This is a genomic window from Streptococcus sp. sy010 (assembly GCF_007859175.1).
Classification (GTDB): Bacteria; Bacillota; Bacilli; order Lactobacillales; family Streptococcaceae; genus Streptococcus.
The window spans coordinates 129712-155628 of the sequence record NZ_VOHO01000004.1; the positions used below are offsets into that span (position 1 = coordinate 129712).

The 25917-nt window shown below is 39.8% G+C and carries 22 protein-coding genes; 18 read left to right on the forward strand and 4 right to left on the reverse strand.

Annotated elements, in window-relative coordinates:
• The first annotated feature begins 6 nt into the window (after nucleotides 1–6).
• The 4 genes from ytpR (at nucleotide 7) to groL (ending at nucleotide 3164) form a co-directional block, all read left to right on the forward strand.
• Entirely contained in the window at nucleotides 7–633 is a 627-nt protein-coding gene (gene ytpR, locus FRX51_RS04875; protein ID WP_146496354.1) for a YtpR family tRNA-binding protein, read from the forward strand.
• A gap of 69 nt (nucleotides 634–702) precedes the next feature.
• Nucleotides 703–1098 (forward strand): single-stranded DNA-binding protein, encoded by a 396-nt coding sequence (locus FRX51_RS04880; RefSeq protein ID WP_146496356.1) that lies wholly within the window; start codon nucleotides 703–705, stop codon nucleotides 1096–1098.
• Between the two features lie 149 nt (nucleotides 1099–1247).
• Nucleotides 1248–1532 (forward strand): co-chaperone GroES, encoded by a 285-nt coding sequence (groES, locus tag FRX51_RS04885; RefSeq protein WP_146496359.1) that lies wholly within the window; start codon nucleotides 1248–1250, stop codon nucleotides 1530–1532.
• Between the two features lie 15 nt (nucleotides 1533–1547).
• Nucleotides 1548–3164 (forward strand): chaperonin GroEL, encoded by a 1617-nt coding sequence (gene groL / locus FRX51_RS04890; protein WP_146496361.1) that lies wholly within the window; start codon nucleotides 1548–1550, stop codon nucleotides 3162–3164.
• A gap of 24 nt (nucleotides 3165–3188) precedes the next feature.
• On the opposite strand, the gene FRX51_RS04895 is transcribed toward groL, so the two are convergent.
• Complete coding sequence (locus tag FRX51_RS04895; protein ID WP_146496363.1) at nucleotides 3189–4064, reverse strand: RluA family pseudouridine synthase; 876 nt, start codon at nucleotides 4062–4064, stop codon at nucleotides 3189–3191.
• Nucleotides 4065–4158: 94 nt separating this feature from the next.
• On the opposite strand from FRX51_RS04895, the gene pbp2a reads away from it, so the two are divergent.
• From pbp2a to FRX51_RS04910, 3 genes are all read left to right on the forward strand, one after another.
• Nucleotides 4159–6426 (forward strand): penicillin-binding protein PBP2A, encoded by a 2268-nt coding sequence (pbp2a, locus tag FRX51_RS04900; RefSeq protein ID WP_146496365.1) that lies wholly within the window; start codon nucleotides 4159–4161, stop codon nucleotides 6424–6426.
• A gap of 102 nt (nucleotides 6427–6528) precedes the next feature.
• The gene (leuS, locus tag FRX51_RS04905; RefSeq protein ID WP_146496367.1) at nucleotides 6529–9030 is read left to right on the forward strand and encodes a leucine--tRNA ligase; all 2502 of its coding nucleotides are present in this window, start codon (nucleotides 6529–6531) and stop codon (nucleotides 9028–9030) included.
• Nucleotides 9031–9381: 351 nt separating this feature from the next.
• Complete coding sequence (locus FRX51_RS04910) at nucleotides 9382–9942, forward strand: TIGR01440 family protein (protein WP_146496369.1); 561 nt, start codon at nucleotides 9382–9384, stop codon at nucleotides 9940–9942.
• Nucleotides 9943–9963: 21 nt separating this feature from the next.
• On the opposite strand, the gene FRX51_RS04915 is transcribed toward FRX51_RS04910, so the two are convergent.
• Nucleotides 9964–10521 (reverse strand): TetR/AcrR family transcriptional regulator, encoded by a 558-nt coding sequence (locus FRX51_RS04915; protein ID WP_146496371.1) that lies wholly within the window; start codon nucleotides 10519–10521, stop codon nucleotides 9964–9966.
• Between the two features lie 151 nt (nucleotides 10522–10672).
• On the opposite strand from FRX51_RS04915, the gene FRX51_RS04920 reads away from it, so the two are divergent.
• A complete protein-coding gene (locus FRX51_RS04920; RefSeq protein WP_222430694.1) occupies nucleotides 10673–11344 on the forward strand; it encodes an HXXEE domain-containing protein in 672 nt (223 codons plus the stop codon).
• A 299-nt stretch (nucleotides 11345–11643) separates the two neighbouring features.
• Here FRX51_RS04920 and FRX51_RS04925 read toward each other — a convergent pair whose 3' ends face one another.
• Complete coding sequence (locus FRX51_RS04925; RefSeq protein ID WP_146496373.1) at nucleotides 11644–12453, reverse strand: mechanosensitive ion channel family protein; 810 nt, start codon at nucleotides 12451–12453, stop codon at nucleotides 11644–11646.
• A 152-nt stretch (nucleotides 12454–12605) separates the two neighbouring features.
• On the opposite strand from FRX51_RS04925, the gene tig reads away from it, so the two are divergent.
• The 8 genes from tig (at nucleotide 12606) to FRX51_RS04965 (ending at nucleotide 21510) form a co-directional block, all read left to right on the forward strand.
• Nucleotides 12606–13889, forward strand: a complete 1284-nt coding sequence (tig, locus tag FRX51_RS04930; protein WP_146496375.1) for a trigger factor — start codon at nucleotides 12606–12608, stop codon at nucleotides 13887–13889.
• Nucleotides 13890–14025: 136 nt separating this feature from the next.
• Nucleotides 14026–14598, forward strand: coding sequence for a DNA-directed RNA polymerase subunit delta (gene rpoE, locus FRX51_RS04935; RefSeq protein ID WP_146461184.1), 573 nt, complete (start codon nucleotides 14026–14028; stop codon nucleotides 14596–14598).
• Nucleotides 14599–14721: 123 nt separating this feature from the next.
• Entirely contained in the window at nucleotides 14722–16329 is a 1608-nt protein-coding gene (locus FRX51_RS04940; protein WP_146461182.1) for a CTP synthase, read from the forward strand.
• Nucleotides 16330–16505: 176 nt separating this feature from the next.
• On the forward strand, nucleotides 16506–17510 hold the full coding sequence (gene ruvB / locus FRX51_RS04945) for a Holliday junction branch migration DNA helicase RuvB (RefSeq protein ID WP_146496377.1): 1005 nt from the start codon (nucleotides 16506–16508) through the stop codon (nucleotides 17508–17510).
• A 1-nt stretch (nucleotide 17511) separates the two neighbouring features.
• Nucleotides 17512–17958 carry a low molecular weight protein-tyrosine-phosphatase gene (locus FRX51_RS04950; RefSeq protein ID WP_146496379.1) on the forward strand — a complete coding sequence of 149 codons (447 nt, stop codon included), beginning with the start codon at nucleotides 17512–17514 and terminating at the stop codon, nucleotides 17956–17958.
• 44 nt (nucleotides 17959–18002) lie between these two features.
• Complete coding sequence (locus FRX51_RS04955) at nucleotides 18003–18383, forward strand: hypothetical protein (protein ID WP_146496381.1); 381 nt, start codon at nucleotides 18003–18005, stop codon at nucleotides 18381–18383.
• The gene (locus tag FRX51_RS04960) at nucleotides 18380–20155 is read left to right on the forward strand and encodes an acyltransferase family protein (RefSeq protein ID WP_146496383.1); all 1776 of its coding nucleotides are present in this window, start codon (nucleotides 18380–18382) and stop codon (nucleotides 20153–20155) included. The genes FRX51_RS04955 and FRX51_RS04960 overlap by 4 nt, the downstream gene beginning before the upstream one ends.
• Before the next feature lie 77 nt (nucleotides 20156–20232).
• Nucleotides 20233–21510, forward strand: coding sequence for an MATE family efflux transporter (locus tag FRX51_RS04965; RefSeq protein ID WP_146496386.1), 1278 nt, complete (start codon nucleotides 20233–20235; stop codon nucleotides 21508–21510).
• 61 nt (nucleotides 21511–21571) lie between these two features.
• On the opposite strand, the gene FRX51_RS04970 is transcribed toward FRX51_RS04965, so the two are convergent.
• On the reverse strand, nucleotides 21572–23020 hold the full coding sequence (locus FRX51_RS04970) for a UDP-N-acetylmuramoyl-L-alanyl-D-glutamate--L-lysine ligase (protein ID WP_146496388.1): 1449 nt from the start codon (nucleotides 23018–23020) through the stop codon (nucleotides 21572–21574).
• An 88-nt stretch (nucleotides 23021–23108) separates the two neighbouring features.
• On the opposite strand from FRX51_RS04970, the gene FRX51_RS04975 reads away from it, so the two are divergent.
• Complete coding sequence (locus FRX51_RS04975) at nucleotides 23109–24743, forward strand: polysaccharide biosynthesis protein (RefSeq protein ID WP_146496391.1); 1635 nt, start codon at nucleotides 23109–23111, stop codon at nucleotides 24741–24743.
• A gap of 120 nt (nucleotides 24744–24863) precedes the next feature.
• Nucleotides 24864–25709, forward strand: coding sequence for a CHAP domain-containing protein (locus tag FRX51_RS04980; protein ID WP_146496393.1), 846 nt, complete (start codon nucleotides 24864–24866; stop codon nucleotides 25707–25709).
• Nucleotides 25710–25917 lie beyond the last annotated feature (208 nt).

Here is a 25917-nt window from a genome sequence, read left to right on the forward strand (position 1 = left end):
GTAGATATGATTTATACCTATAATAAAGAACAAGTCGGAGATGTGTTAATGGTGATTGTGGCTGATGACCAAGGTCAGCCAGTAGCAGTTGAGAAAAAGGGCAAGATTGCTAGAGTATTTCAAGTTGACGGTGGTCAAACCGTTGCTTGGAATATTTTTGAGGTATCTAGTCTGATTGATGTTGAAGGAAATGGTCAAGTTTTTCTTAGCGATGAGAAAATCGCAAAATTAAATCAAGAATTAACCTCTCAAGGCTTTACCGAGGTTTTGGTTAATGATTTAAGTCCCAAATTTGTAGTTGGTGAAATTGTAGCCATGGAAGCACATCCAGATAGTGATCACTTAAATATCTGTCAAGTAGCAATTGGCCAAGATCAGATTATACAGATTGTGGCAGGGGCTCCAAATGCAGCGAAAGGTTTGAAAACGATTGTGGCTCTGCCAGGAGCGATGATGCCAAAAGGTAGTCTGATTTTCCCAGGTAGCTTGCGTGGTGTGACAAGTCATGGCATGATGTGTTCGCCTAGAGAACTCGCACTTCCCAATGCTCCAGAAAAACGAGGGATTATCGAGTTAGCACCAAGCACACCAGTTGGTCAGGCCTTTGATGCTAAGATTCATTGGCAGGGATAAAATTAAAGAGCAAGTTAGCTTGCTCTTTTTTATTATATTTATCGAATAATAAGATAAGGAGGTAAGAAAATGTATAATAAAGTGATTTTAATTGGGCGCTTGACGGCTAGTCCAGAATTGATTAAGACGCCAACAGATAAATACCTAACACGAGTGAGTTTGGCAGTCAATCGCCGATTTAAGAATCAAGAAGGGGAACGACAAGCTGATTTTATCAATCTAGTAATTTGGGGTCGCTTGGCTGAAACCTTAGCTAGCTATGCCAATAAAGGTAGTTTAATTTCTGTTGATGGTGAATTGCGTACCCGTAAGTATGAGAAAAATGGCTCTACCCATTATATGACAGAAGTGTTAGTGATAGCCTTTCAATTATTGGAGAGTCGTGCTCAGCGAGCCATTCGTGAAAACAACCAATCGAATGACTTGACCGATTTAGTTTTAGATGAAGAACCCCTACCTTTTTAATAAATTTAAGCAGCTAAATTTAGCTGTCTTCGTTTTTTTGAAAACGTTACAAAAAAGAAGACTTTATTCTTGACTAATTCTGACTAAGTGATAAAATAGAAGTATCAATTAGCACTCTATATAAAAGAGTGCTAAAAATGGAGGTAGTTATGTTAAAACCCTTAGGCGATCGTGTTATCGTAAAAGTATTAGAAGAAAAAGAAGAAATGATTGGTGGCTTTGTCATGGCAACAAAATCGACCAACAAACCTAAAAAAGCCGAAATTTTAGCCGTTGGAGAAGGGCCACGCACCATCAATGGTGACTTGGTTACTCCTAGCGTAGCCGTAGGTCAAGTTGTTTTGTTTGAGCAAATGGCAGGTATTGACGTCAAAGATGGAGATGAGGAACTTCTCATCATTCGTGAGGCAGATATTCTAGCGATTGTAGAGTAAAAGGAGTAGATGATAATGGCAAAAGAAATTAAATTTTCGTCAGATGCACGAACTAGCATGGTTCGTGGTGTAGATATTTTGGCTGATACAGTCAAGGTAACCTTAGGGCCTAAAGGTCGTAATGTGGTTTTAGAAAAATCTTTTGGGTCACCTTTGATTACTAATGATGGAGTAACCATTGCCAAAGAGATTGAGTTAGAAGATCATTTTGAAAATATGGGTGCAAAATTGGTGTCAGAAGTAGCGTCAAAAACTAATGACATCGCAGGTGACGGGACAACCACAGCAACTGTTTTGACTCAGGCTATTGTTCGTGAAGGTTTGAAAAACGTCACTGCTGGAGCTAATCCAATCGGTATTCGTCGTGGGATTGAGATGGCAGTTTCAACTGCTGTTGATGAATTAAAAGCCATTGCCCAACCAGTTGCGAATAAGGAAGCCATTGCCCAAGTTGCTGCCGTATCATCTCGTAGCCAAAAAGTTGGTGAGTACATCAGTGAAGCTATGGAGCGTGTTGGTAAAGACGGTGTTATCACCATTGAAGAATCACGTGGTATGGAAACAGAACTAGATGTGGTTGAAGGAATGCAATTTGAGCGTGGTTACCTGTCACAATACATGGTGACAGACAACGAGAAAATGGTAGCAGATCTTGAAAATCCATTCATCCTGATTACGGACAAGAAGATTTCTAATATCCAAGATATTTTGCCACTTTTGGAAGAAGTGTTGAAAACAAGTCGTCCGCTTTTGATTGTGGCTGATGATGTTGACGGTGAGGCCCTGCCAACCCTTGTCTTGAACAAGATTCGTGGAACGTTCAATGTTGTTGCGGTTAAGGCACCTGGTTTTGGTGATCGTCGTAAAGCTATGTTGGAAGACATCGCTATCCTAACTGGTGGTACAGTCTTGACAGAAGATCTTGGTTTAGATTTGAAAGATGCTAATTTGGCTCATTTGGGACAAGCTGCGCGTGTTACTGTTGATAAGGATAAGACTGTTATTGTTGAGGGTGCAGGTCAAGAGGCAGATATTCTTAACCGTGTGAATTTGATTAAATCACATATTGAAACAACAACGTCAGACTTTGATCGTGAAAAATTACAAGAACGCTTGGCTAAATTATCAGGTGGTGTTGCAGTGATTAAGGTCGGTGCGGCAACAGAAACTGAACTGAAAGAGATGAAACTTCGTATTGAAGATGCTCTTAATGCAACGCGTGCTGCAGTTGAAGAAGGTATTGTTTCTGGTGGTGGAACAGCCTTTGTTAATGTGATTGCTAAGGTAGCCGAGTTGGATCTTGAAGGTGATGAGGCGACAGGTCGCAATATCGTTCTTCGTGCCTTGGAAGAGCCAGTTCGTCAGATTGCACTTAACGCAGGTTATGAAGGATCAGTGATTATTGATCGTTTGAAAAATAGTCCAGTAGGTACAGGATTTAATGCAGCTAATGGTGAGTGGGTTAACATGGTTGAAACAGGAATTATTGATCCTGTTAAGGTTAGTCGTTCAGCCCTTCAAAATGCAGCGTCTGTAGCGAGCTTGATTTTAACAACAGAAGCTGTTGTTGCCAATAAACCAGAGCCAGCAGCACCTGCTATGCCAGCTATGGATCCATCAATGATGATGTAAGAAATGATAAAAGAGAGTAGTTGACTACTCTCTTTTTGATGTCGTTTTAAGATGTGCTTCAAAAGTTTTGGACGTGGTGGTTAGGGTGATTTTTTCTCTGGTTAGGGGGTGGGTAAATGCTAGTTTATGGGCATGTAGCATGAGTCGTTTGCTTTCTTTTCCATAAAGGGGGTCGCCAACCAAGGCAAAGCCATGATGACTAAGGTGCACTCTAATTTGGTGGGTACGACCAGATTCAAGTTGGCAGTTAACTAAGCAGCTTTTTTCAAACTGTTTTAGTTTGCTAACATGGGTTTTGGCTGTTTGCCCATGTTTTTTATCGACTAGACGCTTACGCCTGTCATGACGGTCACGTCCGATTTTGTCAGTGTAAGTTATGGTTTTATGTGGAAATTGTCCTTCAACTAATGCCCAATATTGCCTAGAAATCTGTCGTTTTTCCAATAGTTGATTGAGAATTGGTAGAATAAAGGGGTTTTTGGCAAAAAGAATCAGTCCACTGGTTTCACTATCTAAGCGATGAACAACATAACAGGTCTGTCCAGCATAAGCTGACACATGGTTAAGTAGGGCCAGTTCATCAGGTTGATTGGCATGGGTTTTCATCTTTTCAGGTTTATTGACCACGATCAAATGCTCATCTTGGTAAACACAATCAACTAATTTCTTATCTCCAAACAGGATATTTTTTTGAGGGTAATCTTCTTCATCAAATGTTAATGTAATCACATCTCCCATCTGAACAAGGCTTTGCCAGTTGATTTGTTGTCCGTTGATGAGCAAGTGCTTTTTGGTGCGAAGAAAATGACGAATCTTACGTGGAACTAGCAGATGATTCTCTAGCAGTTCCTTGACGGTGCAGGTGGGAAATGGACTGGTTAGTGTTACTGTAAATGTCATGTTTTTATTATAGCACGATTGTGCTTATCGTCCTATATTTTGTCTAGAATGGTTTTCTTCTGCTGATTTTAAGGAAACTTGGTATAATGTAAACATGAAAATAATGCAATTACTTAGAAAAAAATCAACAAAACAAGTTTCAAATATTGAAGAAAGGCAAATTGAAGATGCTTCTTATCAAGACAGAGAGCAAGAAAACGATGTGACGTCTTCGGCTTATCAACGTAGCCAGTCTTATCAAGAAAAGGAAATGCATCAACCAGCGTGGTTTAAACGATTCAAACGTTTGATGCCATCTCCGCGTCACCCACTTCGTCGCTTTTGGCGACGTTATCGCTTAGGTAAGATATTGCTGATTTTTATGGTCAGTTTTGCTCTTTTAGCAGGTAGTTACCTATTTTATCTGGCTAAAACAGCCAATGTGCGTGACTTACAAGAAGCACTTAAGGCCACAACACTTATCTATGATAAAAACGGTGAGCAGGCAGGAACGCTTTATGGACAGAAGGGTAGCTATGTCGAGTTAGATGCGATTTCTGATGATTTGGAAAATGCGGTTATTGCAACAGAAGACCGTAGTTTTTATCAGAATGATGGCATTAACTACAAGCGAACCCTTCTTGCCCTATTGACCTTGGGACGTTCAGGTGGTGGGTCAACCATCACGCAACAGCTAGCTAAAAATGCCTACCTAACCCAAGACCAAACTATCAAACGTAAGGCGAGAGAGTTCTTTTTAGCTTTGGAGTTGACCAAAAAATATACCAAGCAAGAAATCTTAACCATGTATCTGAATAATGCTTACTTTGGTAATGGTGTTTGGGGTGTTGAAGATGCCAGTCAAAAATACTTTGGCACAAGTGCAGCAAATCTTAGCTTAGATGAAGCAGCTACTTTGGCAGGTATGCTCAAAGGGCCTGAGATTTTCAATCCCTACTATTCTCTGGAAAGGTCAACCAACCGTCGTAACACCGTTTTACAAAACATGGTAGCTGCTAGTATGATTGGACAAGAAGTGGCAGATCAGTCGGCAGAAGTTGGCATGGATAGTCGCCTTGCTGATACCTATACAGGTAAGGCTGATAATTACCAGTACCCATCTTATTTTGATGCCGTGATCAATGAAGCCATCTCAGTATATGGCTTAAAAGAAGAAGATATTGTTAATAATGGTTACAAGATTTATACTGAGTTAGATCAGAACTATCAAGTGGGCATGCAAACAACCTTTAATAACACGAGTTTGTTCCCAGTCGCTGCTGATGGCAGCAGTGCTCAAGCAGCCAGTGTTGCCCTTGACCCCAAAACAGGTGGTGTTCGTGGTCTAGTTGGTCGTGTTAATTCGACAATTGATCCGACCTTTAGGAGTTTTAACTATGCTACTCAATCAGCAAGAAGTCCTGGCTCAACCATTAAGCCCTTGGTCGTTTATAGTCCTGCCATAGCAACAGGTTGGTCGATGACGACGGAATTACCTAATAGCCCAATAGATTTTAATGGTTATCAACCCAATAACTATGGTGGCTATACCAGTGACGATGTACCCATGTATCAAGCTCTGGCCAATTCCTACAACATTCCAGCCGTTTATTTGGCCAATCAACTAGGGGTTGATCAGATGTTCAGTTATGGGAAAAAGTTCGGCCTTGATTTTAGTCAGACTCAGAAAGAGCTAGGAGTTGCTCTTGGTGGTAGCGTGACCACTAACCCACTAGAAATGGCTCAAGCCTATGCTGCCTTTGCCAATGATGGTGTCATGAACAAGGCTCATTTGATTACACGAATTGAAACCGCCAGTGGCGAGTTACTTAAAGAGTATAAACCAAGTGCCAAGCGAGTGATTAGTAAATCGGTTGCAGATAAGATGACTAGCATGTTGCTTGGAACCTTCTCTAATGGTACGGCGGTCAATGCCAATGCTTACGGCTATACCTTGGCTGGTAAGACAGGAACGACAGAAACGGATTTCAATCCTGACTTGGCTAGTGATCAGTGGGTGATTGGTTACACACCAGATGTGGTAATTAGCCAATGGGTTGGCTTTAGTGAAACCGATGAGAGCCATTATTTGAGCGATTCAAGTGCCGGAACGGCATCCTATATTTTCAGTAATCTAGCAAGCTATATTTTACCTTACACGACTGGCACGTCTTTTAGTGTGAGAAATGTCTATGAGCAAAATGGGATTTCGCCTGTTTACAGTATTGATACAGAAACAGAAAGCAATTCACAATCTATTATTGATAGTTTGAGAGATTCAGCCAAGCAAGCTCAAGAACAAATCAGCCAAGCTGTTGAAGAAGCCAATCTTCCACAGAAAGCTCAAGACTTGTGGAATCGTGTGCTGAATTATTTACAATAGCTCCCTACTCTTTTCAAGTAAAACATGTTATAATAAAAGATATTTTAGCCCTAATGACCGTTTAGGGCTATTTAGATAAAGACCAAGTCACAGGAGAAATTTATGTCTTACTATAATCACAAAACTGTCGAGCCTAAGTGGCAGGCTTTTTGGGCAGAAAATCAAACCTTTAAGACCACCAATGACCCCAATAAACCAAACTTTTATGCCTTGGATATGTTTCCTTACCCAAGTGGAGCAGGGCTTCATGTTGGGCATCCAGAAGGCTATACGGCGACGGACATTTTAAGTCGTTATAAACGTGCTAAGGGGTATAATGTGCTTCATCCTATGGGATGGGACGCTTTTGGCTTACCTGCTGAACAGTATGCTATGGATACGGGAAATGACCCAGCAGAGTTTACCGCTCAAAATATTGCCAACTTCAAGCGTCAAATCAATGCCCTTGGTTTTTCTTACGATTGGGAACGTGAAATCAATACGACAGATCCAAATTATTACAAGTGGACGCAGTGGATTTTTACCAAACTGTATGAAAAAGGCTTGGCTTATGAAGCAGAAGTTCCTGTTAACTGGGTTGAGGAGCTAGGCACTGCCATTGCCAATGAAGAAGTCTTGCCAGATGGCACTTCTGAGCGTGGTGGCTACCCTGTTGTGCGTAAGCCAATGCGTCAATGGATGTTGAAAATCACTGCCTATGCGGAGCGTTTGTTAGAAGATTTGGAAGACCTTGACTGGCCAGAATCAATCAAAGACATGCAACGCAACTGGATTGGGAAATCAACAGGGGCGAACGTTACCTTTAAGATTAAAGACACCGATCATAGCTTTACCGTCTTTACAACTCGTCCTGACACCCTATTTGGTGTGAGTTATGCCGTCTTGTCACCAGAGCATGAATTGGTAGATATCATCACCAGTCCAGAGCAAAAAGAATTGGTTGCTGACTACAAGCATCAAGCCAGCTTAAAATCTGACTTGGCGCGTACCGATCTTGCTAAGGATAAAACAGGTGTTTGGACAGGAGCTTATGCTATCAACCCAGCCAACAACCAAGCAGTGCCAGTTTGGATTTCAGACTATGTGCTAGCTAGTTATGGAACAGGGGCAGTTATGGGGGTACCAGCCCATGATGAGCGTGATTGGCAGTTTGCCAACCAATTTGACCTACCGATCCTTCCAGTGATTGAGGGTGGCGATATTAGCCAAGGAGCTTACACTGAAGATGGTATCCACATCAATTCAGATTTCTTAAATGGTTTGGATAAAGCAGCAGCGATTGATAGCATGTTGACTTGGTTGGAAGAAAAAGGTCTTGGTCAAAAACAAGTCACTTATCGCTTGCGTGATTGGCTCTTCAGTCGTCAACGCTATTGGGGTGAACCAATTCCAATTGTGCATTGGGAAGATGGGACAAGTACAGCCCTATCAGAAGATGAACTACCACTTGTTTTGCCAAAAACAGATAATATCAAACCGTCAGGTACAGGAGAAAGCCCATTAGCCAATCTAACAGACTGGTTGAGTGTGACGCGTGCAGATGGTGTTAAGGGTCGTCGTGAAACCAACACCATGCCACAGTGGGCAGGGTCAAGCTGGTATTATTTGCGTTATATCGATCCAAAAAATAATGACAAACTAGCTGACGAGGACTTGCTCAAGGCATGGTTGCCAGTTGATGTTTATATCGGTGGTGCAGAACATGCAGTCCTTCATCTCTTGTATGCTCGTTTCTGGCATAAATTCCTTTATGATTTGGGAGTTGTGCCTACTAAAGAGCCGTTCCAAAAACTCTTTAACCAAGGGATGATTTTGGGAACAAGCTACCGTGATGGTCGTGGTGCCTTGGTTGCTACGGACAAGGTTGAAAAACGCGATGGTGGTTTCTTCCATGTTGAAACTGGTGAAGCACTAGAGCAGGCGCCAGCTAAGATGTCGAAGTCCTTGAAAAATGTCGTCAATCCAGATGATGTCATTGAAGCCTATGGTGCGGACACCCTTCGTGTCTATGAAATGTTCATGGGGCCACTTGATGCGTCAATTGCTTGGTCAGAAGAAGGGCTAGAAGGTGCTCGTAAGTTCCTTGACCGTGTTTATCGTTTGATTATGACCAAGGAAACCACAACTGAAAACAATGGAAAACTTGACAAGGTTTATCATGAAACCGTTAAGGCAGTAACTGAGCAGGTTGAAACCCTTAAATTTAACACGGCGATTGCTCAGATGATGATTTTTGTCAATGCTGCAAACAAGGAAGACAAGCTCTACCTTGACTATGCCAAAGGTTTTGTGCAGTTGATTGCTCCATTTGCTCCTCACTTGGGTGAAGAGTTGTGGCAGGCTCTGACGTCTTCAGGTCAGTCTATTTCTTATGAACCGTTTCCTGTTTGGGATGACAAGTACTTAGTCGAAGATGAGATTGAGATTGTCGTTCAACTCAATGGTAAAGTGAAAACCAAGTTGATTGTAGCAAAAGACATGGAGCGTGATGCGCTTATCGAGCTAGCTCAAACAGATGACAAGGTACAAGAAGCTCTTGCAGGTAAGACTATCGTCAAAGCTATTGCCGTACCAAACAAATTGGTCAATATCGTTGTGAAGTAGTCTTGTAGAGAAAGCAGATAATAACAATCAACTCCCAGCTAGTTTTCTAGTTGGGAGTTTTTAGAAATCAAGAGAAAACCTTGTTAGTTTATCAATCCCTTTTGGAAAAATCATCGTCACAGTTGTGAGCAGGTCAATTCCTTTTGGGATTCATCTCCTCACAAGAGTGATGAGCTTTGCCCATTTTGGGCCAGTCAGCTCACAAGTGTGAGGACGTCAGCCTTTTTTGGGCAAACTAGACCAAGCAAGTTAGACAGGTTAATTTCTTTTGGGCTTGAGAGTATTAGTAAAAATCATCGCAGGAACTCTTTTTTTGTTATAATAAACAGAACATAGGTTGGAGGGGATTTGATGGAAAAAGAACAGCTAATCGCAGATACGAGACTGGTTATCAGAGATATTTTAGAGCGAAGTGGCTTAAAAAAGGGGCAGATTTTTGTGCTAGGTCTGTCAAGTAGTGAGGTTGTTGGTGGCGTGATTGGTCAGGCGTCAAGTAAAGAAGTAGGGCAGTGGCTTGTAGCGACCATTTTAGAAGAAGTGACAAAGATAGGTGCTCATCTGGCGGTACAGGGATGTGAACACCTCAATCGTGCCTTGGTGGTGGAGCGTGATCTTGTCCACACCTATGGTTTGGAAGAAGTCAATGTCATTCCCCAACTTCATGCAGGGGGCAGTGGCATGTTGGCAGCCTACGAATTGATGAAAGATCCAGTGGTGGTTGAAGAAATTGTGGCTCACGCAGGTCTGGATATTGGCGACACGTCTATCGGCATGCACGTCAAGCGAGTTCAGGTGCCTTTACGTCCCTGTCTGCGTGAACTGGGACAGGCTCATATCACCGCCTTAACCAGTCGTCCCAAACTGATAGGCGGTGAGCGTGCCGTTTATCATCCGAATCAGATTAAAAAATAACAGGTAGTTATTAACTACCTGTTATTTTTGTTTGAAATCATCTAGTAGATTTTCCATAAGAAGTTTAATCTCTTCCAAGGTTAAGATTTGCTGAGTTTCAACCATATCAATCAGAACAGTCAAAATGATACTGGCAAATAATTTTGCTTTTAGTGCTTGATGTGATTGGTTTTGAGAAGAAATCGTTTTGTAATAGTCCTTTTCAATAGTTGTTAATAAGTCTTGCTTGAGATTGATTTCTTCTGTTTGAATAGTTAGTAAGGCTAAAAATAATGTTCGATGTTGAGCAAAAATATTTAGCTGCTGATTAACCGTCTCAAAAAGGTTAATTTTGTTAGATGTTTGATGGTATCTAGCATCCAATAATTGCTTGATTTGTTCAATCAGTTGTTGATTAAGTTGTTGTGCCAAGTCATATTTATCTAAGTAATGTCGATAAAAGGTCGCACGATTGATTAAGGCCCTATCTAGAATATCTTGGATAGTAATTTTAGAAAATGGTTTTTCGTTTAATAGGACAATAAAGCTGTCAATAATATTTTTTTTGGTTTTTATGACTCGTAAATCCTGATTATTCATAGGTCACATTATGACAAAAATAAAAAATACTGTCAATATAAAACAAAATTAGACAAACTGTTGCATAAGCAATAATTTGGATCGTTTTATTGATTGAAAGAGTGAAAAAAGTCTCGTATAATGCCATTATCTTATGAAAGAAGGTATCATTATGATTCGTTTATTTATCCGCCGTTGGTATGATTTTGGTTTTGTTGCAGGATTATTGACCATTGTTTTTCTTATGTTGAACTGGCAAAATCTAGACGTCATGGTGCGTATTCAATTACTAAGTTTTATGGCTTTATGTTTTCATCAGTTTGAAGAATATCATTTCCCTGGTGGTGAACCAGCGATTATCAATCGTGTCTTTCAACATAAAAATACGATTCCAGGATTAGAGGATCGTTATCCCTTAAATCAATTTTCAGCCATGTTGGTTAACTCTTTATATACGTTTGTTCTCTATTTTCTACCAGCTTTTATTCCAAACGTGATATGGTTTGGAATGATGCCTATTCTTTTGGGCTTGGCTCAGTGTTTACTTCATGGTATTGTTGCTAATAAGCTCTTGAAAACTTACTATAATCCAGGTCTTGCAGCCTGTTTATTGCTTCATTTACCGATTGGTATCTATTATATTTATTATGTAACGAGTAACCATTTAGCAACAGGTTGGGATTGGTTCTTTGGCTTTACTTATACGATTTCAGCATTTTTAATTTTATTAAATTGGATGACCTATAAAGTCCTACCAAATACAGCAACCAAATATCCTTTTGAAGCTAAAGAAATGCAACGCTTCAATATGGATCAACGTGTTAAGGAGCTGTTCAATAAATGAAATGGTATCTAAATAATTGGTATTACTTTGGTGACTTTCCATCAGCTTAGGAATATAGGTATGTTTGGAGAAGTAGAAAAAGGCGATCGCTATCCGTTAAATACTAAAAGTGCTTTTGTCGTTAATATTTGTTGTGCCTATCCGTTATTTATCAGTGGTATTTTATTTAGTTAAACCATTATGTTAGATTGATTTATCACTTATTTTAATCTGTCCCAAGTCATTGTTCATGGTTTTATCATGAACAGAAAGATGAAAATGCTTCCGCTCAGACGCTAGTAAGTAAAAACAGATGATACTCAATCATCTGTTTTTATTTTAGTCAAGGCTTGCTGATATTTTGGGAAAAAGTGGAAATAAATGCTGTCATGTTGGTCAAGTCTTGCCCAAAATTCGACACGAAAAACCAAGTGACTGAGTGGGTTCAGACAAGCTCCTTTAATGTCAGGAGTTAGAGAGTGCTGACGCAGAAAATGTTGTTCCTTGTCATGGATTGCCAGGACAGCTTGCCTTAATTGTGCGACATCTGTTTCCAGAGCGATAGGAAGATCTACTTGTAATCGGATAGCTTGTAGGGAGCGATTGCTCACCAGAGTGACTTGACGATTGGGCAGGGTGTGGAGCGTGCCGTCCTTATCAAGAATTTGTGTGGTACGAATCCCCACCTGTTTGACCGTACCAGAAATCGTGTTGATTGTTACTCGGTCACCGACATCGTATTGCCTTTCCAAAAGGATGAAAAAGCCGTTAATCACATCGGTTAAAAACCCCTGTGCCCCTAGCCCGAAAGCCAAACTAGCCAGTCCAGCCCCTGCTAGTAAACTGGAGATTGGCACGCCCAAGATAGCCAATGCCCAGTAACCTGTAAAGAAATAGAGTAAATAATCCAAACTATTGGTCAGCAGTGATGCTAGGGTCTGTTGTCGGTTAATGTCTTGTTGGGTGACACGAAGAGATTTCCAAATGAAACGATGAGCTATTGCATGAATGAGCTTTTTAAACAACCAACAAGCCAAGGCTAAACTGACAAGAGCTAGGCATTTTTGCCCCACCAGATTGATGACACTAGCCCAGTCAACTGTCTTTAGATAAGAATTAAATGAAATCATGAGGCTAGTCTAACAAAAAAAGTTAAGGAAATCTAGTGACAAAAGTAGGAGATTTCCTGACAAATAAAAATTATAACGATAAAATCTTTGAAAATCCGTTGAAATATGATAGAATGAATAGAAATATAAAATGTAATAAGGAGAAAGACGCGATGTCTGTATCATTTGAAAATAAAGAAACTAACCGTGGTGTGATGACGTTCACGATTAGCCAAGAAACTATCAAACCAGCCTTGGATGCTGCTTTTAACAAAGTTAAAAAAGAAATCAACGTGCCAGGTTTCCGTAAAGGTCACATGCCACGCGCCGTTTTCAATCAAAAATTTGGTGAAGAAGCACTTTATGAAGATGCCTTGAACCGTGTCTTGCCAACAGCTTATGAAGCAGCAGTTAAAGAACTAGACTTGGATGTTGTTGCGCAACCAAAAATTGATGTGACATCAATGGAAAAAGGTCAAGATTGGGTTATTACTGCTGAAGTAGTGACAAAACCTGAAGTAAAATTGGGTGACTACAAAAATCTAGCAGTATCAGTTGAAGCGTCTAAAGAAGTGACTGATGAAGAAGTTGATGCTAAGGTTGAACGTGAGCGTCAAAACTTGGCAGAATTAGTCATCAAAGAAGATGCAGCAGCTAAGGGTGATACAGTTGTTATCGACTTTGTTGGTTCAGTTGACGGTGTTGAATTTGACGGTGGTAAAGGTGATAACTTCTCACTTGAACTTGGTTCTGGTCAATTCATCCCAGGTTTTGAAGACCAATTGGTTGGTGCTAAAGCTGGTGAAACTGTCAATGTTAACGTAACATTCCCAGAAGATTATCAAGCAGCTGATTTGGCTGGTAAGGATGCTCTTTTTGTGACAACAGTTCATGAAGTGAAAACAAAAGAAGTTCCAGCTCTTGATGATGAATTGGCTAAAGACATCGATGAAGAAGTAGAAACTTTAGCTGATTTGAAAGCTAAATACCGTAAAGAATTAGAAGCTGCTAAAGCGATTGCTTTTGATGACGCAGTAGAAGCAGCAGCTCTTGAATTGGCTGTGGAAAATGCTGAGATTGTTGAACTTCCAGAAGAAATGCTTGAAGCAGAAACTCATCGTGCGATGAATGAGTTCATGAGCAACATGCAACGTCAAGGAATTTCACCAGAAATGTACTTCCAATTGACAGGTACTAACCAAGATGACCTTCACAACCAATATGCTGCAGAGGCAGAAAAACGTGTTCGCACTAACCTTGTTATCGAAGCGATTGCTAAGGCAGAAGGTTTTGAAGTATCTGATGCTGAAGTTGAAAAAGAAATCACTGACTTGGCAACAGAGTATAACATGGAAGCAGATCAAGTGCGTAACCTTTTATCAGCAGATATGTTGAAACATGACATCTCAATGAAGAAAGCTGTTGAAGTGATTACTAGTTCAGCAAGCGTGAAATAATTGACTTAAAAGAGCAGAAGGTAGCTTTACCTTTTGTTCTTTTTACTTGATTAAGCCTCAAACCGTCATAAATTCTTTGACGAAATGCCTTTTTTAGCGTAAAATAGAAAAGAACGATAATGTAAGGAGAAATGCTTTGGAATTAGCAGTATTTGCAGGTCAAGAAAAAAGTGAATTATCTTTGATTGAAGTAGCACGTGCCATTTTGGAAAGTCGTGGACGTGACAAGGAAATGTATTTTAGTGATTTGGTAAACGAGGTTCAGATTTTTCTTGAGAAATCAGATGCCGATATTCGTGAAGCATTGCCAGATTTTTACACTGAACTAAATACCGACGGTAGTTTTATTCCACTTGGTGAAAATAAGTGGGGGCTTCGTTCATGGTATGCGATTGATGAGATTGATGAAGAGATTATCACTTTAGAAGATGAAGAAGAAGGTCAGCCAAAACGCAAGAAGAAACGCGTGAATGCCTTTATGGTTAATGAAGACGATATTGACTATTCAGATGATGATCCAGAAGATGAAGCCTATGATTTACCAGCAGGTATTGAGTACGATGCTGAAAATCCTGATGATGAAAAATCAGAAGTGGAATCTTACGATTCAGAATTGAATGAGATTGTGCCAGATGCGGATTTGGATGAAGAAGTCGAACTCAATGAAGAAGATGAAGATTATTCAGATGAGACGGAAGAGGAAGTCTAACAGTTGTTTCTTGACCGATTGTATGGGATAGGCTATAATAACTAGTGGGCGTCTCTTTTTGAGACAAGACGGAAGCTCCTCTATCATGGGGAGCATTTTTTGTTTTTAGTAAAAGGAGTTTATATGACTAAGTATATCTTTGTCACAGGTGGTGTTGTTAGTTCGATTGGTAAAGGTATTGTTGCAGCCAGTCTTGGTCGTCTATTGAAAAATCGTGGCTTGAAAGTTACGATTCAAAAGTTTGACCCTTATATCAATATTGACCCAGGAACCATGAGTCCTTATCAACACGGGGAAGTCTATGTCACAGATGATGGGGCAGAAACTGATTTGGACCTTGGTCACTATGAACGTTTTATTGACATTAACCTCAATCAATATTCAAATGTCACAACAGGTAAGATTTATAGTGAGGTTTTGCGTAAGGAACGTAAAGGTGAGTATCTAGGAGCAACGGTTCAGGTGATTCCTCATATTACGGATGCCCTTAAAGAAAAAATCAAACGTGCGGCAGTAACGACTGATTCAGATGTTGTCATTACTGAAGTTGGGGGAACAGTAGGTGATATTGAAAGCCTACCATTTCTTGAAGCCCTACGTCAGATGAAGGCTGATGTGGGTTCTGATAATGTGATGTATATCCATACCACTTTGTTGCCGTATTTGAAAGCAGCAGGTGAGATGAAAACCAAGCCAACGCAACACTCGGTTAAAGAATTGCGTGGTCTGGGAATTCAGCCTAACATGTTGGTCATTCGTACGGAGCAACCAGTTGAGCAAGGGGTGAAAAATAAACTGGCTCAATTTTGTGATGTGCAACCAGAAGCGGTTATTGAGTCGATGGATGTGGAGCATATCTATCAAGTGCCTTTGAACTTGCAAGCACAGGGTATGGATCAAATTGTTTGTGACCATCTTAAACTAGATGTGCCATCAGCTGATATGACGGAATGGTCTAATATGGTAGATAAGGTACTCAACCTTAAAAAGACGGTCAAAATTGCCTTGGTTGGTAAGTATGTGGAATTGCCAGATGCCTATCTGTCAGTGGTTGAAGCCTTGAAACATTCAGGTTACGTTAACGATGCAGCCCTAGATCTTGATTGGGTTAATGCCAATGATTTGACGGCAGACAATGTTGCTGAACGTCTAGCAGGTGCTGATGGGATTATTGTACCAGGTGGCTTTGGTCATAGAGGAACAGAAGGTAAGATTCAAGCCATTCGTTATGCGCGTGAAAATGACGTGCCAATGCTAGGTGTCTGTCTGGGTATGCAACTAACTTGTGTCGAGTTTGCCCGTCATGTGCTTGGTTTAGAAAATGCTAATTCAGCAGAATTAAATCCAGAAACACCGTATCCAATCATTGACATCATGCGTGATCAGATTGATATTGAGGACATGGGTGGAACGCTTCGTCTTGGTCTTTATCCATGTAAACTTAAACCAGGTAGTAAGGCGGCAGCAGCTTATAATAATCAAGAAGTCGTTCAACGTCGCCATCGCCATCGCTATGAAGTCAACACGACATTCCGTACTCAGATGGAAGAGGCAGGTTTAGTCTTTTCAGGAGTTTCTCCGGATAATCGTTTAATGGAGATTGTGGAACTTCCTGATAAGAAATTTTTTGTGGCAGCTCAATACCATCCAGAACTATCAAGTCGTCCAAACCGTTCAGAAGAACTTTACACTGCTTTTGTGACGGCTGCCGTAGCAAATCAATCGAACTAATTTGAGTAAGAAAAGAACCTAGTAGTAACTGGGTTCTTATTTGATACCGAAAAATTGTTGTGACTTGACAGAAATTATGGGGCATTCAGGGTGTAAATGTCAGAAAAAATGGGCAAAATAGTAGTCAATATGGCATTCTCACCGAAATTGTGTTAATTTTTTGCTATAATAGAAACATGAATAGACTTGTAGATAAAGACCTTTTGCCAGATGAGGAACAGATAGAACGTAGTTTACGACCTCAGCGTTTCAAAGAATACATCGGTCAAGATAAGGTCAAAGATCAATTACAAATATTTATTGAAGCAGCCAAATTACGAGATGAAGCATTAGATCATGTTTTGTTGTTTGGGCCTCCCGGTTTGGGTAAGACCACTATGGCTTTTGTGATTGCTAATGAACTGGGTGTGAATCTGAAACAAACTTCTGGGCCAGCTATTGAGAAAGCCGGCGACTTGGTTGCCATTCTTAATGATTTGGAACCTGGGGACGTACTTTTTATTGATGAAATCCATCGTATGCCAATGGCGGTTGAAGAAGTGCTTTATAGTGCCATGGAAGACTTTTATATTGATATCATGATTGGGTCTGGTGAAACCAGTCGCAGTGTTCATTTGGAGCTTCCTCCCTTTACCTTGATTGGTGCAACAACACGAGCAGGTATGTTGAGTAATCCTTTACGAGCTCGTTTTGGGATTAATGGCCATATGGAATATTATGAATTGGCTGATTTGACGGAGATTGTTGAACGGACAGCTACCATTTTTGACACTGAAATTAGTCATGAAGCAGCTATTGAGTTAGCTCGTCGTAGTAGAGGAACACCAAGGATTGCCAATCGTTTGTTGAAACGAGTGCGAGATTATGCTCAAATCATGGGCGATGGTCAGATAGATCGTGAATTGACCATTAAAGGTTTGGCTCTACTTGATGTTGATAATGAAGGTTTGGATTATATTGACCAAAAAATCCTGAAAACCATGATTGAGGTTTATGGTGGAGGTCCAGTTGGTCTAGGAACTTTGGCTATCAATATTGCTGAAGAACGAGAAACCGTAGAGGACATGTACGAGCCTTATTTGATTCAAAAAGGTTTTATCATGCGAACGCGTTCTGGCCGAGTGGCGACTCAGAAAGCCTATGAACATTTAGGTTATGCCCCTATAGGAGAAGGAGAATAGGATGACAAGGATTTGTTTTGTGTGTTTAGGTAACATTTGTCGCAGCCCTATGGCAGAATTTGTCATGAAAGATTTGTTGGCAGATAGGGATGATGTTGTGGTTGAAAGCCGTGCAACGTCTTCTTGGGAGCATGGTAATTCGATTCATCAAGGGACACAGGCTATCTTAAATAAGCATGCGATTACTTTTGATCAAACCAAAACGTCTCAACAGATTAGTGTGAAAGATTTAGCTGATTTTGATTTGGTAGTTGCTATGGATGAGCAAAATGTTAAGGATCTTAAAGCCTTGTCGCAAGGACGTTTTGATGATAAAATTAGTTTGCTTGTACCAGATGGTGTGCCAGATCCTTGGTACACAGGGGACTTCGATCAAACTTATGATTTGGTGAGTCAAGGTTGCAAGGATTTGCTTGCTCAACTTTCAGATGAGGCGGTGACCAACTAAGTCAGTTGAGAAACATGAGCCAATTAAACAGGAGATGTTAAGGAATGAAAAAGCAAAAGATTAGTAGAGGGATGCTGGAAATTTTAGCTTGTCTGATCATTTTGATATTGGGAGCAGCGACTTTTTTCATCCCAATTAAAAGTCAAGCAGCATTGACGTATGATGAGGGGCGCTTGATTTACTCAGGTCAGGTCATCAATAGCCGTTTCAATGGTCAAGGAAAACTAACTTATGATAATGGTGATGTCTATGAAGGTCAGTTTGTCAATGGTGTGTTTAATGGTCAAGGTAAGTTTGTAGCGTCAACAGGTTGGAGCTATGAAGGGATGTTCAAGGCTGGACAACCTGAGGGTCAAGGTGTTTTGACAACAAAGGACAAGAAGGTTTATAAGGGAACGTTTAAGCAGGGGATTTATCAAAAATGAGAATAAAATGGTTTTCTTTGGTTAGGATAGTTGGACTGCTTTTAGTCCTTCTCTATCACTTTTATAAGACCAGATATACAGGTGGTTTTATTGGTGTTGATGTCTTTTATACCTTTTCAGGCTATCTGATTACTGGACTTTTGCTGGACCAGTATGCGAACAAGCAGCGAATTGATTTGTTAGAGTTTTATCGACGCCGATTTTATCGGATTGTTCCACCTTTAGTCTTGATGATTTTAGTGGTTCTACCCTTTACTTTCTTGGTCAAGCAAGATTTCGTGGCTGATATTGGTCAACAGATAGGAGCGGCTCTAGGTTTTACTACTAACTTTTATGAAATTTTCACAGGTAGTAGTTACGAGAGTCAGTTTATCCCCCATCTCTTTGTGCATACATGGAGTTTGGCGATTGAAGTTCAATTCTATTTACTTTGGGCTTTTATCTTGTGGCTATTGGCTAAGAAAAAACTAAGCACGCAAAAGTTTCGTGGAACGGTATTTGTTGTTTCAAGTATTCTATTTGTGGTTGGTTTTCTGAGCATGTTTATCCGTGCCTTTTTCGTTGATAATTTTTCAACCATCTATTTTTCTAGTGTCAATCATAGTTTTGCCTTTTTCTTAGGTGCCATGTTTGCTACTTTGACAGGAATTAAAGAAACGACAGTTCGTTTTAGAAAGAACGTTGAACGTTGGCCTAAGAGTCGAACACTCCTTTATTTTATTGGTTCAGCTTCTTTACTCTTTCTTTTGAGTGTGGTTTTAGACTTTAATCAACTGTTGACCTATCTGTTTGGTTTTGTCTTGGCTAGTCTTTTTAGTGCCGTGATGATTTATTCGGCGCGTGTTTTGAATGATCAAACGCCAACTATTAAAGAGCCTGTTTTTGTGACTTATTTGGCTGACATTAGTTATGGCATGTATCTTTTCCATTGGCCGTTTTATGTGATCTTTACTCAGCTCATGCCAAATAATTTAGCAGTGTTCTTGACTATTCTGTTTTCTGCTATTTTTTCAAGCCTGTCATTCTATGTTTTAGAGCCTTTTATTGCAGGGAAGCCCGTTGTGCTTTTTGATTATGAACTTGATTTGCAAGGCTTCAAGAAATGGTTGTACGGTTTAGCTGGTTTGCTAGTGCTAGTGATGATGGTGATTGTCATTAGAGCTCCTAAAATAGGTGATTTTGAAAAAAATCTTTTGGTCAACTCACTTAATCAAGCTCAAGCCAATGTCAATCGAACTCATACACTAATTGCAGGTGATGCCAATGCCATGAGTGATGTCATGGTGATTGGTGATTCGGTTGCCTTACGTTCGAGTGATACCTTTACTGAATTGTTACCAGAGGTGCAGTTGGATGCGGCAGTGAGTCGTAATTTCACGGATGCCTACAGTATTTTCCAAAATCATGTGAAAAATAACACCCTTTCTAAAACAGTTGTTTTAGCGGTTGGTGTGAACTCTGTTGATGGTTATGCTAGTGCGATTCAGCCCTTCATTGATGAGTTACCCAAAGGCTATCGTCTTGTCTTGGTAACAGCTTATAATGCCAAAGATAGTCGTGTGGCAAGCATGCGTGACTATGAATTGACCCTTGCTAAAAAATACAAGTATGTCACCGTTGCTGACTGGTATAAAACAGCAGTCGAAAACCCAACGATTTGGCGTGGTACTGATGGTGTTCACTACTCAGATACAGGAACAGACGGAGCTAAACTGTATGTGGAAACCATTCAAAAAGCCATTCAAAAAGCTGCTAAAAATCCAGCCAAATAATGACTTATTGAGAGAAACAAATGATGATTTTATAGATAAGAGAGCAATTGTGCTCTCTTTCTTAATGCAGAAAGGAGTTGAGAACAATACAAAAACGCTTGTTGACAATTGCCTTACCAGTTGTTTTAGAAAATTTTTTACAGGCAGCTCTGGGTCTGGTTGACGGTTATTTGGTCGCTCAAATAGGCTTAGTTGCTATTTCAGGTGTTGCAGTGGCCAATCAAATCATGACCCTTTATCAAGCTGTATTTATGGCTTTAGTAGGCGTCTTTTCAGGTTTATTAGCTCAAGCTAAAGGACAACACCAGTCAAACAAGGAAGATGACTTGATTCGACAAGGCGTGATGTTGACCCTTATCTTAGGTCTATTTTTTGGTCTTTTATCTGTTTTTGCAGGCGATGCCTTGTTGGGTTTATTAGGAACAATTAGTGAAGTTAAACAGTTGGGAAGAACTTATCTGTTTTACGTTGGTGGTTCTAGCGTGTTATTAGGGCTAAATTTAACTTTGTCAGCGATTGCTCGGGTTAGGGGGTTGGTCAATTTTCCTTTATGGGTTAGCTTTTTAACTAACCTTATCAATTTATTCTTATCATCTTGGGCGATTTTTGGATTGAAGCAGGGAGTGATTGGTGTTGCCTTGGCAACGATGCTGGCTCGCATGTTGGGTTTAGTCCTAATGTTAAGAAAACTAGATTTAACACTTAATTGGCAATTTTGTAAACCAGTAATAACTCGACAGTTACTCTCCCAGTTTCTCCCAGCTTTAGCAGAACGATTGATGATGCGTTTTGGTGATGTGGTTACTTTAGCGATGATCACAAGTCTTGGCACTAAAACTCTTGCTGCCAGTAGTTTAGGTGAAACACTTAGCCAATTTAATTATCTTCCAGCTTTAGGGCTATCAACGGCTGTTTTGATTTTGGTGGCCGAAGAAAATCAGAATAAACAAAACCAATCAGACTACTTGAAACAGGCGTATTTTCTAGCGGCTGCTGCCATGCTAGTTATGAGTGGTAGTATCTACGTTTTTGGAAATTTTCTCCTTGGGTTATTTACGCAAGACCGACAGGTTTTAACTGAGGGTAAGATTGTTCTTCTGTATTCATTTTTAGGTAGTCCGATTACGGCAGGAGTCCTAGTACTCACAGGATTTTGGCAAGCTCTTCGTCAAAGTCAGCTTCCTTTTTATGCAACAAGTATAGGGATGTGGTTGATTCGGATAGGATTAGGCTATCTTTTTATTTACCATTATGGGCTAGGTTTGACAGGTTTGTGGTTAGCGACCTTGTTGGATAATTCTTGGCGACTGGCTTATCTCTTGTTTTATTATCGTTATCGTTTTATGAAGACATAAAACTGCTAGACCTTATTAGTCTAGCAGTTTCATTTATTAGTGATGTTAAAATAACAGAGATTTAGCGGTATTTTTTAGCAAGTGCCAAATCACCAGCGTATGCCATACGTTCTCCTTTAACAATTTGAAAAGCGTCAGCTCCCTTACCAGCAATAATCACAGCATCTTCTTCGCCCGTAGTCAAAGAAAGGGCTTGTTTAATAGCTTCTTCACGATCGATGATCATATCGACCGCCCTAGTAATTGGTTTGGCAATTTCTTGACAAATTGCTAAGGGATCTTCAAAATTGGGATCATCTGCTGTTAGAATAACGATTAAATCAGAGTAATCGTTAATGACTTGAGCAAAATCTGCTCGCCTACTTTCCCCCTTGTTACCCGGAGCACCAAGGATGAGAATAATTTTTCCTTTTTGGTAGGCTTTGACCACCTGAATTAATTTTGTTAGGCTATCTTGATTATGGGCGTAATCGACAAAAACCTTGGCACCATTCGTTTGGGTGAGAACCTCCATGCGACCAGGAACATGGGCTTTGGCAATTCCTGTTTGGATTGCTGCTTGACTAGCTCTCAGACGTAAGCAGGCCAATCCAGCAGCCAGAGCATTTTCTTGGTTAAATTCACCAAGTAATTGACAGTCATAAGAACCTGTTAATTTTCCACGTAATTCAAAAGAAAAGGCTTGACTATTGATGATTTGGTTATCACTATTAGCACCATAAAAATCATAATCTTGATTTTCAACTTGCTCTTTAATCAGTTCAAAATGCATCATTTGGCTATTGATGACAACCGCTCGGCTATTAGCCAATAATTGTCTTTTATGGTAAAAGTAATCCTCGAAAGTAGGGTGTTCAATCGGTCCGATATGGTCAGGGCTAATGTTTAGAAAAACTCCAACATCAAAGGTTAGACCATAAACCCGCTTAACCAAATAGGCTTGGCTAGATACTTCCATGACAAGATGTGTCATGCCATTTTGTACTGCTTCAGCCATCATTCGCATGAGGTCTAGACTTTCAGGCGTGCTAAGAGTAGATTTGAAAAAGGTTTTGCCATCGAGGGTAGTATTCATAGTCGATAGCATAGCTGTTGGAAATTCTTGAGAAAGAATGCTGTAAGCAAAATAAGCAGCGGTTGTTTTCCCTTTGGTGCCGGTAAAGGCAAGAAGTTTTAATTTCTCTTGAGGGTTATCGTAGAAGGCCATAGCTACTAGACTCATTGCTTGCTTGACACAATTAACTAAAATAACAGGAATATCGACACCATAGTCGATTTCTGAAATATAGAAAGTTAGACCATTTTGAACAGCTTGAGTTAAAAACGCTTTTTTAAATTGTTGTCCTTTGGCAAAAAAGAGAGTCTGAGAGTCGGTTTGCCTACTGTCATAGCTTAGTTTGGAAAAGGTGGGATTTTCTTTCCAGTTCCAAGAGTAGTTTTCCTGAGAGTTGATGCTGCGAAAATTATTATCCTGTTTAAGAATATCTAAAACTTGTTTTAATGTAATCATATTTCTATTTTATATCTAACGTTCTCATTTTACAAGTGGCAGGGAAAAGTTTATAATAAAGTGGTAAAAAATCTTGAAAGAACAAATTATGACGAAAAAACAAAAACAATTGACTCAACAAGAACAATTAGTCCAAGGAACTGCTTGGTTAACAGCAGGTAATTTTATCAGTCGTCTTTTGGGAGCACTTTACATTATTCCTTGGTATGCTTGGATGGGACGTTTTGCACCAGAAGCTAATGCTCTTTTTGGTATGGGCTATGAAATTTATGCCCTCTTTTTATTGATTTCAACCGTCGGGATTCCTGTTGCAGTAGCCAAGCAAATTGCCAAATACAATACTTTAGATCAGACGGAAATGAGTTTTTATCTGGTGCGAAAAGTTTTGCAACTCATGCTCATCTTAGGTTTTATTTTTGCCAGTCTAATGTTTGGTTTAGCTCCTGTTTTAGCGGATATGAGTGGTGGTGGTGCTGCACTAATTCCTGTCATGCGTAGTTTAACTTTGGCAGTGTTAGTCTTTCCATCAATGAGTGTTTTACGTGGTTTCTTTCAAGGTTTCAATAAACTATACCCAAGTGCAGTCAGTCAAGTGGCAGAGCAGTTGATTCGTGTGGTTTGGATGTTATTAACAGCGTTTTTGATTATGAAATCAGGTTCAGGTAACTATGTTGAAGCAGTTACCCAATCAACTTTTGCTGCTTTCATTGGTATGCTAGCTAGTTTTGCGACTCTCTTTTATTTTTTGTGGCGAGAAGGTTTTCTCTTTTCTCTTTTTCGTTCAACCCCCAAACAATTAACCGTTTCGACTAAATCGTTGTTATTAGAAACCGTCAAAGAAGCCATTCCATTTATCATTATGGGTTCAGCCGTTCAAATTTTTCGCTTAATTGATCAACTGACTTATATCAATACTATGGCTTTGTTTACTGATTTTTCACCAACAGAGTTAACAGTTCAGTTTGCTTACTTTGCTTCAAATCCTGGAAAATTAACGATGATTATTATTGCCGTTGCCACCTCTATTGGTGCAACGTCGATTCCGTTGTTAACTGAAAGTTTCATTAAAAAAAATCGTCGAGAAACTGCTAGTCTAGTGATTGACAATCTAGTCATGCTCATGTTATTTATGACACCAGCCGTTATTGGTGGTATTGTCCTAGCTAAACCGTTATATGAAGTTTTTTATGGGCAAACAGACCAGTTAGCCTTAGGATTATTCATTGCCTCTCTCTTACAAACCTTAATTTTATCGCTTTATACTGTTATTTCCCCTATTTTACAAGCCTTCTTTGAAACCAAACGTTCTATTTTATATTTTGTTTATGGTTTGGTGACAAAAATTATTTTACAAATTCCATTTATTTACCAATTTCATGCGTATGGTCCCATCTGGTCAACAACTATTGGCTTATTGGTTCCCGTTGTTTTGAGCTATCGCCGTATTCATCAAGTGACCTCTTTTAATCGCCACTTAGTGATGACAAAGATTTTACAAATCAATATCATGACCATGATGATGTTTTGCGTTATTGCACCACTCACAGTGGCTTGGTATTTATTCTTACCAACTAATAGTCGCCTATATGCTTTTTTGATAATTGCAATTATTGGAGGTTTGGGTCTGTTGGTTTATGCTTACCTAGCCTTAAAAACGCGTCTTGTTGATAGTATGATTGGAACTAAGGCCAATTCGCTTCGACAACGTTTCCATATTGATTAAAAACTTTCTCTGACCTGTTCAATTTGAACAGGTTTTTTGTTTGATATAACAAAGAAACCTGTGATTATAACTGATGACTACGAATAGATACATGTAATCATTATTCAAGGAGGATTTTGAATGAGCAAAATCAAGTTTCATTTCTTACCACTACTAGTTGTCCTATCTTTTGTTTTGGTCAATCCAGTTTCTGCCGCAAGCAAAACGAGTGTGATTAACTGGGCTGAAAATTTAGCTCGCAGTGGTCAAGGTGTCGACTACGATGGTGTTTATGGCTGGCAGTGTGTTGATATTGTCAATTGGGTTTTAGGTAAGCAATTTGGTAAGCCGATATGGGGTAATGCCATCAACTTATTAGATTCAGCTCAACAAGCAGGTTATACCATTATCCGTAACGATGGCAATGCCAAACCTCAAGCAGGTGACTTGTTTGTCATGCAAACATTCGCCCATAGTTATGGGCATGCAGGTTTAGTGGTCGCAGATAATGGAAATGGCACCTATCGTACGATTGAGCAAAATGTTGATGGTGGTGCAACGGCTTTAACTTTAGGAGGTCCAGCTCGGCAGCTCAATCGACGTTTGTCTAGTCAGTATGGGAATATTATCGGTTGGATTCGTCCTCCATACGATAATAATCAAAATCTACCGTCAATAAATTCTAGTACCACAGTTGTTCAAAATACTAATAGTTCTTCTTCATCTACAACATATAAGAAACTTCGTAATGAGAGCGGTCGTTTTACAGTAACAGTCAGTCAACTAAATGTTCGTAATAGTCCAAGTACATCAGGCTCACCTGTTGCTACTTACAGCAGTGGTCAATATTTTAATTACGATAGTGTATATCAAGGAGACGGTTATTTGTGGCTATCTTATGTTTCTCATAGTGGTGTTCGTCGCTATGTTGCCCAAGGGCCAGAACAAAACGGTGTGTTAACCTCTAGTTATGGACGAGTTAATTAAATGTTAGTCCTTCCTTTATTTGAAGGAAGGGCTATTTTTATTAAAAATAACGTATTTCAATTTTTTTTAATTTTTTTTGATAAAGTAGTTGACAGGGGATGTATAGTTTGATAGAATGTAATAGTTGTCGCCTGAGAGGTGACGTTAAGACCTTTGAGAACTGAATAAGACGAACCAAGTGCGGGTTATGAGAATAACCTGTTAATAA

What these genes read in the sequence shown, in the direction of transcription:
- ytpR (WP_146496354.1), top strand. Translation starts at nt 7, where the DNA reads ATGATTTATACCTATAATAAAGAACAAGTCGGAGATGTGTTAATGGTG.
- FRX51_RS04880 (WP_146496356.1), top strand. Translation starts at nt 703, where the DNA reads ATGTATAATAAAGTGATTTTAATTGGGCGCTTGACGGCTAGTCCAGAA.
- groES (WP_146496359.1), top strand. Translation starts at nt 1,248, where the DNA reads ATGTTAAAACCCTTAGGCGATCGTGTTATCGTAAAAGTATTAGAAGAA.
- groL (WP_146496361.1), top strand. Translation starts at nt 1,548, where the DNA reads ATGGCAAAAGAAATTAAATTTTCGTCAGATGCACGAACTAGCATGGTT.
- FRX51_RS04895 (WP_146496363.1), bottom strand. Translation starts at nt 4,064, where the DNA reads ATGACATTTACAGTAACACTAACCAGTCCATTTCCCACCTGCACCGTC.
- pbp2a (WP_146496365.1), top strand. Translation starts at nt 4,159, where the DNA reads ATGAAAATAATGCAATTACTTAGAAAAAAATCAACAAAACAAGTTTCA.
- leuS (WP_146496367.1), top strand. Translation starts at nt 6,529, where the DNA reads ATGTCTTACTATAATCACAAAACTGTCGAGCCTAAGTGGCAGGCTTTT.
- FRX51_RS04910 (WP_146496369.1), top strand. Translation starts at nt 9,382, where the DNA reads ATGGAAAAAGAACAGCTAATCGCAGATACGAGACTGGTTATCAGAGAT.
- FRX51_RS04915 (WP_146496371.1), bottom strand. Translation starts at nt 10,521, where the DNA reads ATGAATAATCAGGATTTACGAGTCATAAAAACCAAAAAAAATATTATT.
- FRX51_RS04920 (WP_222430694.1), top strand. Translation starts at nt 10,673, where the DNA reads ATGATTCGTTTATTTATCCGCCGTTGGTATGATTTTGGTTTTGTTGCA.
- FRX51_RS04925 (WP_146496373.1), bottom strand. Translation starts at nt 12,453, where the DNA reads ATGATTTCATTTAATTCTTATCTAAAGACAGTTGACTGGGCTAGTGTC.
- tig (WP_146496375.1), top strand. Translation starts at nt 12,606, where the DNA reads ATGTCTGTATCATTTGAAAATAAAGAAACTAACCGTGGTGTGATGACG.
- FRX51_RS04940 (WP_146461182.1), top strand. Translation starts at nt 14,722, where the DNA reads ATGACTAAGTATATCTTTGTCACAGGTGGTGTTGTTAGTTCGATTGGT.
- ruvB (WP_146496377.1), top strand. Translation starts at nt 16,506, where the DNA reads ATGAATAGACTTGTAGATAAAGACCTTTTGCCAGATGAGGAACAGATA.
- FRX51_RS04950 (WP_146496379.1), top strand. Translation starts at nt 17,512, where the DNA reads ATGACAAGGATTTGTTTTGTGTGTTTAGGTAACATTTGTCGCAGCCCT.
- FRX51_RS04955 (WP_146496381.1), top strand. Translation starts at nt 18,003, where the DNA reads ATGAAAAAGCAAAAGATTAGTAGAGGGATGCTGGAAATTTTAGCTTGT.
- FRX51_RS04960 (WP_146496383.1), top strand. Translation starts at nt 18,380, where the DNA reads ATGAGAATAAAATGGTTTTCTTTGGTTAGGATAGTTGGACTGCTTTTA.
- FRX51_RS04970 (WP_146496388.1), bottom strand. Translation starts at nt 23,020, where the DNA reads ATGATTACATTAAAACAAGTTTTAGATATTCTTAAACAGGATAATAAT.
- FRX51_RS04975 (WP_146496391.1), top strand. Translation starts at nt 23,109, where the DNA reads ATGACGAAAAAACAAAAACAATTGACTCAACAAGAACAATTAGTCCAA.
- FRX51_RS04980 (WP_146496393.1), top strand. Translation starts at nt 24,864, where the DNA reads ATGAGCAAAATCAAGTTTCATTTCTTACCACTACTAGTTGTCCTATCT.